We start from the raw sequence: 12,485 nt of genomic DNA, 5'->3' as shown, positions 1-12,485 counted from the left end.
TCCCGGGGAGTCAGGCGGGGGAGATGCGGAAGGTGAAATCGAGCCGGCGCCAGGGTTCGCGCCCGTCCGGCGCGGGGCCGGCCTGCTCGGCGAAGTCGACGATCAGGCCGTCCTTCACGCCGAACACGGTGTCCGAGTCGAGGTAGTCGCCGCCGCGGACGAACAGCTGGGTCACCAGCGTGCGGTAGCCGGGTTTGGCGATCATGAAGTGCACGTGCGGGGCGCGGAACGGATGCCGTCCGGTCGCCGCCAGCATTCCGCCGACCGGACCGTCGTCCGGGATCGGGTACGCCGACGGCACGATGGTCCAGAACCGCAGCCTGCCCTCGGCGTCGGTGCGGAACCGGGCGCGCAGCACCGGGCCGTCCAGGTCGGGCAGCTGGACGTCGTAGAAACCGTCCTCATTGGACTGCCAGACGTCCACGACCGCGTCCGGCACCGGGGTTCCGTCCGGTTCCGTCACCCGGACGTCCGTCCACAGCGGAGTGCCCGGCAGTCCCTCGGCGAGATCGGCGCCTTGCTCGGTTTCCGGCGGGCCTTCGACGTAGAACGGGCCGAGTACCGCGGACGGCGTGGTGTCCGGCGTGCGCGAGTTCGTGAGAACGTCGACCACGCTCGAGACGCCGAGGGTGTCCGACAGCAGGATGAACTCCTGCCGCGTGTCCGAGCTGATCTGCCCGGTGCGGGTGAGGAAACCGATCGCGTGCTCCCACTCCTCCTGCGTGAGGTCGGTGCGCACGACGTACGAATGCAGCGTGCGGACGAGTTCGGTCAGCAGCTCGCGCAGCCTCGGGTCCGGCGTGCCGGCGAAACTGTCCACGACCTCCTGGGTGAGCCCGCGCAGATCCGGCGGCGCGCCCCGCGCCGGAGCCGGCCGGGTGCCGGACCACGCGTGCCGCAGCAGGTCTTCGATGCCGTCGCGGGTGAGTTCGCGGGGATTCGGATACGGCGCGGCGGTGGCCAGTTCGGCGGCCTTGGCGAGATCGCCTTCGGCAAGACCGAGTTCGGCCAGCGAGTGCGGCACTGGCAGGCTGGCGACGAGGTCGAACACCGCGGTCGGCGCGTCCGGCGCACCGAGTGCTTCGGCGATCCGCCGCATCGCGCCGGCGGCGTTCGGCGCGTTGTACGCCATGGCGTGCGGCAGGACGATCGTGTGCGTTTCCGCGTGCGGCAGCCCGAAACTGCCGCCGAGGGTGTGGCACAGCTTGTGGTGCAGGCCCATCCCGACCGAGCCGAGGCAGGAACCGGCCAGCCAGGCGGCCCGCAGCGCGTCGGTGCGGGCGTCCGCATCGGACGGATCGGCGGCGATCCGGGGCAGCGCGGCGGCCAGGAGCCGGATCGCTTCGAGCGCGAACTGGTCGACGATCGGGTTGGCCTGCGCCGAATAGAGCGCCTCGACCGCGTGCGCCAGCGCGTTGACGCCACTGGTCAGCGAGGTCGGCACGGGCAGGCCGAGGGTGAGGTCGACGTCGTAGACGACCACCTCGGGCAGCACCCTCGGCGACGACTGGGTGGTCTTTCGGCCGTTCTCGGTTTCGCCGACCACCGGCGTCATCTCGGACCCGGCGTAGGTGGTCGGCACGACGAGCTGCGGGAGGTCGGTGCGCAGCGCGAGCGCCTTGGCCAGCCCGGTCGCGGACCCGCCGCCGATCGCCACCACACAGTCGACGTCGTGTTCGGCGACCAAGGCGAGTGCGCGTTCGGTGACCTCGACCGGAGTGTGCATGGCGGGTTCGCCGAAGCGGGCGGCGAGCAGCGGGCCGAGCGCCTCGGCCGTCCGGTCGGCGGCCGCGGCGGCGGACTTCCCGGCCACCAGCAGCACCCGGCGCGCGTTGAGCCGCTGTACCTCGTCGGGGACGACGGAGAGCGTGCCGCTGCCGAACACGACCCGGGCCGGGTTGGCGGTGTAGGTGAACATCGACGGTCCTTCCACGCGGGTACGTCGAGTATCCGGGCGGCGGGGACCCCGCGCCTGCACAGAAGTGCTGAGCTGGCTGCACGAAACGCGCGTCAGCCGTCCCGGCGAAGCGCGGCGGGCGTGGTGCCCAGGTGGGCGCGCAGAACGCGGGTGAGATGTTCCTGATGCGAAAATCCGCAGCGCACGGCGATGTCCGCGATCGGTTCGGTGCCGGTGCGCAGCAACAGTCCGGCCTGCTCCACCCGCAGCCGCAGCAGATACCGGTGCGGCGGCAGGCCGGTGCGCGCCTTGAACCGCCGCGCGAACCGGCTGACGCTCAGCCCGGCCGCCGCGGCCAGTTCGGCCAGCCCGAGCGGTTCGGCGAGCCGTTCGTCCATCAGCTCGCGGACCTGGGCGAACTGCCGGTCCGTCAACGCCTCGACCGGCCGTGTCTCCGCCGGAAGGCTCCGCCCGGAGCGGTGCTGACGCGCGAGCTGCGCGGCCACGAGCGCGCCGAGCTGATCCGCGTACGCGCGAGCGCCCGGCTCCCACTCCCGCACGACGCGGTCGAGCGCGAGAACGAGTTGTTCCAGCAACGGGTCGACGCTGCCGAGTTCGTCGGCCAGCCGGACCGGCGCGTCCGATTCGGCGGCTTCCTGCACCGCCGAATCCGGCAGGTACACGTGCAGCGTGTCCAGTTCGCCGCCGAGTTCCACCGACAGTTCCTGGTGCGAAGGCTGGAGGAAGAGCCCGCCCGCCGGGATGCGCCGGCTGCGCTCGCCGGGCGACCCGACGCCGCGGCGGACGGTGACCGGGCCGGCCAGGTGCAGGATCAGCTGGTGGGTGCGAGCGGGCCCGAACTCCGCGCGATACGGCCGTTCGCGCTGTTTGGACAGGTAGAGCCGGTCCCAGCCGAGGCCCGCGCTGGTGCGTTCCGGGCGGATCCACGGCAGGGACAGGATGCCGTTCGTGTCGGCAGGCCCCAGCTCGCCCACGGCCGTCCTCCTCTTCGAGGGTCTCCGTGGGCGAGGGTACCTCTCAGAGCGGGTTGAACACTCCCAGCGGCGCGGTGCAGAACGGCCCGCCCAGGTACTCGGCGGCCGCCCCGGCCGGCGCGGGCTTGCCGGCCAGCTGCTCGGCGTAGACCTCGGCGTTGTCGCGGGACTGGTAGCCCAGCTTCTCGGCCTCGGCGAGCGAGTAGACGCGGCGGGTGTTGTCCGAGACGCCCCAGATCATCCGGTAGCCCGGCGAGGGCGCGCTCAGGCACGCCTCGAACAGCCGCGCCCCGTCGTCCGGCGACAGCCAGGTGGACAACCCGCGCGGGCCCAGCGGCAGCGGAGTTTCGAAACACGATCCGATGCGGATGACGATCACGTCCATGTCGAAGCGCGACGCATAGAGGCTGCCCAGCGCTTCGATGGCGGCTTTGCTTACGCCGTAATAGGTGTCCGGCCGGGGGCTCGAGTCGGCCGGGTGGCCGTTCTCGCCCGCCTCGTCGTTGCGGCGGAAGCCGACGGCGTGGTTGCTCGACGCGAGCACGACCCGGCGGATCCCGGCTTCGCGGGCGGCTTCGAGGACGGTGTGCGTGCCGTTGATGTTGACGTCGAGGGTGTCCTTCCACGACGCCTCGCGGCTGAGGCCGCCCAGGTGGATCACCGCGTCCGCGCCCGCGCAGGCGGCGGCCATCGCCTCCGGGTCGGTGACCGAGCCGGTCACGATCTCGACCGCTTCGCCGTCCTCGGCGGGGGCCTGGTCGGCGAGGTCGAGCAGCCGCAGCACCCGGCCTTCCCGGCGCAGCCGCGGCCGCATCAGGGCGCCGACTACGCCGGCCGATCCGGTGATCAGCACACGCTGGTCTGGCATGGATTTCCTCTCACGAAAGCCCGCGGGCGGGTGACACGGTGGCGGCGGTCAGCGGATTCCGGCCCGGCGCAGCTGCTGGCCGAGCTCGGCGGTGGTTTCGGCCAGCAGCTCGCCGACGCGTTCGACGTCGGCGTCGGTGACCTTGCCCAGCGGCATCGAGCAGCTCATCGCGTCGGTGCCGGGGATGCGGTACGGGATCACCGCGGCCACGCAGCGCACGCCGAGGGTGCCCTCTTCGCTCTCGGCGGCGTACCCGCGTTCCCGGGTGCGCGCGAGGTCGGCGTGCAGCGCGTCCAGCGTGGTGATGGTGTTCGGGGTGAGCGCGGCCAGGTTCTCGGGCATGAGCGCCTCGACCTCTTCGTGGGTCAGCTCGGCGAGCAAGGCCTTGCCCAGCGCGGTCGCGTGCGCCGGAAGGGTGCGGCCGACGCGCGAGATCAGGTGCGTGGAGTGCTGCGATTCGCGCGTCTCGAGGTAGACGACCTCAGTGCCGTTGCGACGGGCGAAATGCGCGGTGAAACCGGTCTTCTCGCGGATGCGCTCGAGAGCTTCGGTGGCGTAGGGCACGATCGCGTCGCGGTCGAGGTACGCGGTGCCGCAGATCAGCGCGCGCACGCCGAGCCGGTAGCGCGCGGAGTTCGCGTCGGCCTCCAGCCAGCCCGCGTCCAGCAGGGTGCGCAGCAGTCCGTGCAGACTGGAGCGGGGGAACCCGGTGCGCGCATGGAGATCCGACAGCGACAGCCACACGTCGTTCGCGGCGAACGTCTCGATCAGGTCGATGGCGCGCCGCGCCGACTTCACGCCCGCGGACTCCGCGGGAGCGGTGGCGGGCTCCGTCTTCTGCGCCATGCGCGTCCTCCAACCGGGCCGTTGACTTGTGAGTCCGGCCATATTAGCGTCCCGAACAACGTTCTTGTGGGTGAACATGGTCACGATAGCAGACTCCATTCAAGAATGTGAACATTGGAGCGAACACTGATGGCACAGATCGAGCTGGACGGCTTGCTGGCGTTCCCGCTGACCCCGTTCACCGAAGACCTCGAGCTCAACCTCGACGGGTTCGCGGAAAACGCGGAGAGCCACATCGCCGCCGGTGCGGGCGCGCTGTTCGTCGCGTGCGGCACCGGGGAGTTCAGCTCGCTGTCGGTCGACGAGGTCGCCGCGCTGCTGGCCAAGGCACGCGAGGTCGCCGGCGGGCGAGTGCCGGTGTGGGTCGGTGCGGGCGGCGGCGCGGCCGGTGCGCGCGCGGGCGTCGCGGCGGCGCAGGCGGGGAACGCCGACGGCGTCTTGCTGCTTCCGCCGTACCTGGTCACCGGGCCGCAGGAGGGGCTGGTCGACTACGTGCGCTACGCGGTCGGCGACACCACTGTGCCGGTGATCGTCTACCACCGCAGCACCGGCGTGTTCACCGCGCCGGCGGCCGCGAAGCTGCTGGACATCCCGTCGGTGGTCGGGATCAAGGACGGTTACGGCGACGTCGAAGCGATGACCCGGATCGTCACCACGATCCGGGCGCTCGGCACGCAGCGTTCCGCGGATTTCTTGTTCTTCAACGGTTTGCCGACCGCTGAGGTGTCCGCGAAGGCGTACGCGGCGGTGGGCGTCGCGCGGTATTCCTCGGCGGTGCACTGCTTCGCGCCGGAGATCGCGCACCGCTTCCACCGCGCGCTCGCGGAGGAAGACAACGCGACGATGGACGCGCTGCTCGCCGGCTTCTACCTGCCGCTGGTGGCGTTGCGCGACGAGACGCCCGGCTTCGCGGTGTCGCTGGTCAAGGCCGCCGCCCGGTTGCGCGGCGACAAGGTCGGCACCGTCCGGCCGCCGCTGGTCGAGCCGACGCCGGAGCAGATCGACCGGCTGGGCAAGGTCGTCGAAAACGGTTTCGCCGTGCTGAAAGGCCTCTGATGAAGATCCGGGACGTGGTGCTGACCCCGGTCGCCTTCGCGGACCCGCCGCTGCTCAACGTGATGGGCGTGCACGAGCCGTTCGCGTTGCGCAGCGTGGTGCAGGTGAGGTGCGACGACGGCGTGGTCGGCCTCGGCGAGTCGTACGGCGACGCGGCGTTCCTCGGCGAGGTGCGCAAGGTGCTGCCGGAACTGGCCGGTCACGACATCTTCGACCTGCCCGGCCTGAAGCGGATCGTCTCCCGCGCGCTGGCCGGCACCGTGCTGACCGACGAGCACGGGCTGATCGGCGGGTTCTCCATCCGCAAGACGATCGCCAGCGTGTACTCGCTGTTCGAGGTCGCCTGCCTGGACGCGCAAGGCCAGTTCCTCGGCCGTCCGGTCGCGGACCTGCTCGGCGGGAAGGCGCGCGACGCGGTCGACTTCTCCGCGTACTTGTTCTACAAGTACGGCGCGCACCTCGGCGGGGAAGAGGACAGCTGGGGCGAGATCCGCACGCCGGAAGCGCTGGTCGGCTCGGCTCGGCGGATGGTCGGCGAGCACGGCTTCCGCTCGATCAAGCTCAAAGGCGGGGTTTTCGCTCCAGAGCAGGAGATCGAGGGCATTCGCGCGCTCGCCTCGGAGTTCCCCGGGCATCCGCTGCGGATCGACCCGAACGCGGCGTGGACGCCTGAAACGGGCATCCGCGTGGCCGCCGAGCTCGACGGCGTGCTGGAGTACCTCGAAGACCCGACGCCGGGCATCGAGGGAATGGCGAAGGTCGCGCGCGAGGCGAGCATGCCGTTGGCCACCAACATGTGCGTGGTCGATTTCGGCGACCTCGAGCCGGCTTTCCGGCAGCGGGCGATCGGGGTTCTGCTGTCCGACCACCACTTCTGGGGAGGGCTGCGCGACACCCAGGCGCTGTCGGTGGCCTGCGAAAGCTTCGGCGTCGGGCTGTCCATGCACTCCAACAGCCACCTCGGCATCTCCCTCGCCGCGATGGTGCACGTCGCGGCCGCGACCCCGCATCTGACGTATGCCTGCGACACGCACTGGCCGTGGAAGACTGCCGACGTGATCGAGCCGGGCGTGCTGAATTTCGTCGACGGCGCGGTGGCGGTGCCGGACCGGCCCGGGCTCGGAGTGACGCTCGACCAGGACGCGCTCGCCAGGGCGCACGAGGACTATGTCCGATGTGGACTGACCAAACGGGACGACGTGACGTACATGCGCAAGTACGCGCCCGGCTTCGAGCCGAACACGGCGAGGTGGTGAGCCGGTGAAGGTGACCGGATACGCGTATCCGTGGGACGTGCTCGGCGAGACCGCGTTCGCCGAGCGGGTGCAGGACCTCGGCGTGGACGAGGTCGCGGTGGCCCTGGCCTACCACAGCGCCCGGGCCGCGACGCCGTGGTCGGCCGAGCGGACGTCGGTGATCGCGCGAACCGCCGCGCTCTACCGGCCGGTGCGCGCGGAGGCTTGGCAGGGCCGCGATCTGGTCCCCGCGACGCCGGACTGGGTGTCGGCAGAAGACAGCGGCGGCGATGCGGTCCGGCGGCTCAACGAGGCCGGAATCCCGGCTGCCGGGTGGCTCGTGCTCACGCACAACTCGCAGCTCGGTACCGCGTTTCCGCAGCATGCGGTACGCAACTGCTTCGACGAGACGTACCCGTGGGCGTTGTGCCCGGCGCAGCCCGCGGTACGTGAGTACGCGGCGACGCTGGCCGCGGAATCCGTTGCGGGACTGGAGCTTTCGTCGGTGATCCTGGAGGCGTGCGGCCCGCTCGGCGGAGTGCACCAGCACCAGCACGAGAAAACCGATGGCGTGTGGGCCCCGGCCACCGCGCGGCTGTTGTCGATCTGCTGCTGCGACGCTTGTGCCGACGGCTGGCCCGGACTCGACCCCTCGGACGTCCGGGCGACCTTGCGCGCCGAGGTGCAGCGGCTGATCGCGACCGCGGATTTGTCGGTGGCCGAGGATAGACTTCCGGCTGAACTGAAGGAAAAACTGCTCTCCGGACGGCAGCAGGCGACCGACGCGCTGCGGGCTGCGGTACTGGCCGCGTTGGAGCCGGGTGCACGGATCGTGCTGCACGGTGCGCTCGACCCGTGGGTCACCGGCGCGCTGCCGGGCCTGACCCCGACGGCCGCCGACGACGCCGAGACCGTGGTGCTGCAGAACTGGGCCCCCGGGCAGGGCAGCGTCGACGCGGTCGCGGCCGCCCGCCGAGCGCTGCCGGAACGGGTCGCGATCGGCAGCTACATCACGGCGGTCGCGGCGAGCGCGGTGCCGGACATCGAGGCGTACGTGGGCGAACTGGCCAAGGCCGGGGCGGCTGAACTGCACCTCTACCACTTGGGCCTCGCCGGACCGGCACGCTGGCCGGACCTGCACGCGGCCACCGCCGCGGCGCACTCGGCGTCCTGACGCTGTTGAAGGAGGACCGTTGAGGTGTGAAACGTCCGCTAGTGATGTGGAAGGTGCGGCGGCGGTGTCCGCTCGACCGTTTGCTGGAGGCTCGCCTGCTGAGTGCGTGCCCGGGCCGACTGGCTGCCGCCGCGCACTGGGCGTCCTGAACGTGCTGGAGGAGGTTTGTTGAGCTGCGACGAGTCCGCCCTGGGATTGGCGGCGGCTGCTTGGTCCGGTGCTGAGGGAGTGTCGGCCGGGCGTGCGGAGTGGCTGGTTGCCGCTGCGGGCTTGGCGTTCTGAAGCTGTTGGAGGAGGTCGAGTTGCGAAACGTCCGCCTTGGACTTGGCCGTTCGGTCTTGTGGTGAGGGTGTGCCTGGTGGGCCGGTGGAGTGGTTGGTTGCCGTTTCGTTGAGTTGCGAAGCTTCTGCCACTGAACCGGAAGCCGTGCTGACGGCTGGCCCTCTCCGCGAACGGCACGCGCCGCCCGAACCAGGCGGCCCCCGCGCACTCGGCGCCCTGAACTTGTTTGACGAGGAGATCCATTGAGCCGCGAAACTTCCGCCCCCGAACTGGAGAGCGTGCTGGCCGCCGCGGCGGCAGCGGCCCGGCCGTTCGCCGAGAGCACCCCGGCCGACCGGGCGCGCTGGCTGGCCGCGGCCGCGGACGCGCTCGACGCCGCCGCCGAAGACCTGATTCCGCTGGCGCACCGGGAAACCCGCCTTCCGGCCGCGCCGCGGCTGAAAGGCGAGCTCGCGCGCACGACGTTCCAGCTGCGGCTGTTCGGCGAAGTCCTGCGGGACGGCGCGTTCCTGGGCGCGACCGTCGACCACGCCGACCCGGACTGGCCGATGGGCCCCCGGCCGGACCTGCGGCGCGTGCTGGTGCCGATCGGTCCGGTGCTCGTGTTCGCCGCGAGCAACTTCCCGTTCGCGTTCAGCGTCGCGGGCGGCGACACTGCTTCGGCGCTGGCCGCCGGGTGTCCGGTGGTGCTCAAGGCACACCCGGGCCACGAAGAACTCTCGACGCGGACCGGCGAGATCGTCGCGCGGGCACTGACCGACGCGGGTGCGCCGGAGGGGGCGTTCGCGGTGATCCACGGCGTCGAACAGGGCGTCACGGCGCTCAAGGACCCGCGGATTTCCGCCGCCGCCTTCACTGGTTCCGTGCCGGGCGGGCGCGCGCTGTTCGACATCGCGGTCTCGCGGCCGACGCCGATTCCGTTCTACGGCGAGCTGGGCAGCGTGAACCCGGTCGTCGTCACGCCGGGTGCGGTCGCCGCGCGCGGCGAGGCGGTGGCGAAGGGCTACGCCGGTTCGTTCAGCCTCGGCGCGGGCCAGTTCTGCACCAAGCCGGGCCTGCTGTTCCTGCCCGAGGGTCACGGGCTGGACGACGCGCTGCGCGAGGCGGTCGGTGCGGTGGCGCAGCAGGAAATGCTGAACGACCGCATCGCGGCCGGATTCGCGCAGAAGCTGGCGGACCTGCGTGCGGTGTCGGGCGTCGAGCCGATCGTCGAAGGCGCGCAGGAGGGCGACGCGTTCACTCCGTCGCTGCTGGCGACGACCGCGAAGGAGTTCCTGGCCGGCGGCGAGGCGGTGCGGGAGGAGCACTTCGGGCCCGCGTCGCTGATCGTCACCTACTCCGATCAGGCGGAACTGGTCGAGGTACTGGACAGCCTCGAACCCGGCCTCACCGCGACAGTCCAGGGCGAGGACAGCGATGCCGGCTTCGTGCGTCCGCTGCTGCCCTCGCTGACCCGGCTGGCCGGACGGCTGCTGTGGAACGACTGGCCGACCGGCGTCACGGTCAGCTGGGCGCAGCAGCACGGCGGCCCGTACCCGGCGACGACCGCCCCGACCACGACGTCGGTTGGCACCGCCGCGATCGAACGCTTTCTGCGTCCGGTGGCGTGGCAGAGCTTCCCGGACGCGCTGCTCCCGGAAGCCCTGCAGGAAGCGAACCCGTGGCAGCTGCCGCGCCGTGTCGACGGAGCGCGCTGAGCAGACCCCCTCGTGAGCGGCGATCCCGGCTCTCACCGGGATCGCCGCTCGCGACCCAACCCCACTGGGAGGCACCGTCATGCCCGTGAACCGCAGAACCGCGCTGCGTGGCGGTGCGATCGCCGCCGCGCTCGTCGCCACGGCTCGTCCGGCCTTCGCCGCACCCGCCGCTGATCCGGTCGCTGATCCGCTGAAGAAGATCGTGGCGGGGTACCGCGAGCTGCAGACCGGAATCAACCGGCCGTCGCCGGAACGCACGGCCGCGCTGAAGAACCTCGGCCGGGTGGCGAAGTCGTACTACGACAGCATGTCGGTGTCCGGAAACGGTCCACTGTGGACTGACCTGCCGCTCGGCCCGGGCAGCGACTACACGACGTCGATGTACGCGCGGCTGCGGGCGATCGCGGTCGAGTGGGGAACCCCGGGCAGCACGCTTTCCGGCGACCCGAAGGTGCTCGACGCGATCAAGAAGGCGCTGGAGCTGATCTACGCCAGCCAGTACAACCCGCAGGTCGGCGAGATCGGCAACTGGTACACCTACGAGATCGGCGTGCCGTACTACCTGCTGCACACGCTCGTCACGGTCGCCGACCAGCTGACCGCCGACGAACTGGCCCGTTACGTCAGCCCGGTCAAGCGGTTCGTCGGCAACCCGAACCTGCGCGCGAACAATCCGAAGATCGTCGAAACCGGCGCGAACCGGGCGGACAAGGCGCTGATCTCGATCGTGTCCGGCGCCTTGACCGGCGACCCCGCGTGGATCCGCACCGGCATCGACGCGATCACCGACGTCGCCGGCGGGGGAGCGGCCAGCGTCCTGGCGAAGCTGGACCGCGCGGCGGGCGACGGCTTCCACGTCGACGGCTCCTTCATCCAGCACGACACCATCCCGTACCCCGGCCACTACGGCATCGTCCTGCTGACCGCGCTCGCCGGGACGATCCACGTCACCGAAGGCACCGAGTACGCGCTGCCGGACGAGCTGAAGCAGAAGGTGTACGCGCTGGTCGGCGACACGTTCGCGCCGTTCGTGTACGCGGGCGCGCTGATGGAGCCGGTGCGCGGACGGATGCTGTCGAGGCAGGGCGAAACCGCGCACGACATCGGACACCAGCTGACGGTCGCGACCCTTGTCCTCGCGCGGTCGGCGACCGGGACGGCGAAGACCGAGCTGTCCGGGCTCGCCGCCAAGTGGATCAAGGAGGGCACGTACGCGCCGTTCCTGGAAATCCCCGATCCCGAACGGTTCGCGCCCGGCCCGGACCTGGTCGCGACGCCGGGCATCGAGTTCGCCCAGGAAATGCTCGCCGGACGCGTGCGGCCGGCGCCGATCGTCGCGACGCACCGGATCTTCGGGCAGCAGGACCGGATGGTGCACGTGACCGAGGGCTGGTCCGCGTCGCTCGGCGTCGGCTCCGCGCGGATCTCGCGCTACGAGTCGATCAACGGGATGAACCTGCACGGCTGGCACGTCGGCGACGGGGTGCTGTACCTGTTCCTTCCCACCGCGAAAGGCCACTACTCGGACGCCTATTGGCCGACTGTCGACCCGGCTCTGCTGCCCGGGACCACCGCGAAGGCGGGTCCGCCGGGACCGCTGGCGGCCACGCCATTGACGACGAAGGCGCACGTCGGCGGCGTGCGCTGGGACGACCGGCACGGCGCGTACGCGATGGATTTCGTCTCCGAGGACGGTTCGCTGACGGCGAAGAAGTCGTGGTTCTTCACTCCGGCGGGCATCGTCTGCCTCGGCGCGGGGATCACCGACACGTCCGGGCAGGCGGTCCGGACGACGGTCGAAAACCGCAACCTCGGCGAAAACGGACGCGGCACGCTGCTGGCCGACGCCCGCGTGGTCGGCGATTCGAGCACGCTGCACCGGCCGCGCTGGCTGCACCTCGACCACGTCGGCGGGTACGTCCTGCTCGACAACGCCGAGGTCACCGCATTGCGCGAAGACCGGACCGGGGCGTGGCGCGACGTCGACACCGGTGCCAACACCAAGGGCACCACGACGCCGAACACCCGGCGGTACCAAAAGCTCGTGATCGAGCACGGCACGAACCCGGTGGACGCGAAGTACGCGTACGCGGTCCTGCCGGGCGCGTCGGTCGCCGGGACGGTCGCTTCGGCGCTCGCGTGGCGTGTGCGGGCCAATACGCCCGATGTCCAGGCCTTGCGGCTGTGGGATAACACACTGCTCGCAAACTTCTACAGTGCGGGTACCGTAGACGAAGTATCAGTCTCAGGACCCGCTTCGGTGGCGCTCGGCCGGAACAGCCTCGCTGTCTCCGACCCGACGCAGCTGCAGGACAGCGTCCGGGTGACGGTGCGGCGGCGCACGGTGGAGGTTCCGCTCAACGGCTCCTTCGGCGCCACCAAGGTGGTTTCCCTGCGGTGAACCCGGTTTTCCCCGCCGGGCCGGTGGTTCCCGG

General features: G+C 71.1%; 9 protein-coding genes. 5 read left to right on the top strand and 4 right to left on the bottom strand.

Annotation, left to right across the window (positions count from 1 at the left end; genetic code table 11):
• Window positions 1-10 precede the first annotated feature (10 nt).
• The 4 genes from L942_RS26280 to L942_RS26265 all read right to left on the bottom strand — a co-directional run bounded on the left by L942_RS26280 (window position 11) and on the right by L942_RS26265 (window position 4,606).
• Complete coding sequence (locus tag L942_RS26280) at window positions 11-1,918, bottom strand: maleylacetate reductase and hydroxyquinol 1,2-dioxygenase domain-containing protein (protein WP_037365370.1); 1,908 nt, start codon at window positions 1,916-1,918, stop codon at window positions 11-13.
• A 92-nt stretch (window positions 1,919-2,010) separates the two neighbouring features.
• Entirely contained in the window at window positions 2,011-2,892 is an 882-nt protein-coding gene (locus L942_RS26275) for a helix-turn-helix domain-containing protein (protein WP_037365365.1), read from the bottom strand.
• 43 nt (window positions 2,893-2,935) lie between these two features.
• Window positions 2,936-3,760, bottom strand: a complete 825-nt coding sequence (locus L942_RS26270) for an NAD-dependent epimerase/dehydratase family protein (protein ID WP_037365363.1) — start codon at window positions 3,758-3,760, stop codon at window positions 2,936-2,938.
• Window positions 3,761-3,808: 48 nt separating this feature from the next.
• Window positions 3,809-4,606: an IclR family transcriptional regulator gene (locus tag L942_RS26265; RefSeq protein ID WP_037365361.1), complete on the bottom strand. Its 798-nt coding sequence runs from the start codon at window positions 4,604-4,606 to the stop codon at window positions 3,809-3,811.
• 129 nt (window positions 4,607-4,735) lie between these two features.
• Here L942_RS26265 and L942_RS26260 point away from each other — a divergent pair, with 129 nt between their 5' ends.
• The 5 genes from L942_RS26260 (at window position 4,736) to L942_RS26240 (ending at window position 12,451) form a co-directional block, all read left to right on the top strand.
• Complete coding sequence (locus L942_RS26260; protein WP_037365359.1) at window positions 4,736-5,662, top strand: 5-dehydro-4-deoxyglucarate dehydratase; 927 nt, start codon at window positions 4,736-4,738, stop codon at window positions 5,660-5,662.
• Window positions 5,662-6,918 carry a glucarate dehydratase family protein gene (locus tag L942_RS26255; protein ID WP_037365357.1) on the top strand — a complete coding sequence of 419 codons (1,257 nt, stop codon included), beginning with the start codon at window positions 5,662-5,664 and terminating at the stop codon, window positions 6,916-6,918. Before L942_RS26260 ends, L942_RS26255 begins: the two co-directional genes overlap by 1 nt.
• A 4-nt stretch (window positions 6,919-6,922) precedes the next feature.
• A complete protein-coding gene (locus tag L942_RS26250; RefSeq protein WP_037365354.1) occupies window positions 6,923-8,071 on the top strand; it encodes a hypothetical protein in 1,149 nt (382 codons plus the stop codon).
• Between the two features lie 524 nt (window positions 8,072-8,595).
• The gene (locus L942_RS26245; RefSeq protein ID WP_037365352.1) at window positions 8,596-10,050 is read left to right on the top strand and encodes an aldehyde dehydrogenase (NADP(+)); all 1,455 of its coding nucleotides are present in this window, start codon (window positions 8,596-8,598) and stop codon (window positions 10,048-10,050) included.
• Between the two features lie 79 nt (window positions 10,051-10,129).
• Window positions 10,130-12,451, top strand: coding sequence for a polysaccharide lyase 8 family protein (locus L942_RS26240; protein WP_037365348.1), 2,322 nt, complete (start codon window positions 10,130-10,132; stop codon window positions 12,449-12,451).
• Window positions 12,452-12,485: the final 34 nt, after the last annotated feature.

This window comes from Amycolatopsis orientalis DSM 43388 (genome assembly GCF_000411975.1).
GTDB lineage: Bacteria > Actinomycetota > Actinomycetes > Mycobacteriales > Pseudonocardiaceae > Amycolatopsis > Amycolatopsis orientalis_D.
This window is presented reverse-complemented; position numbering and strand designations above follow the sequence as displayed.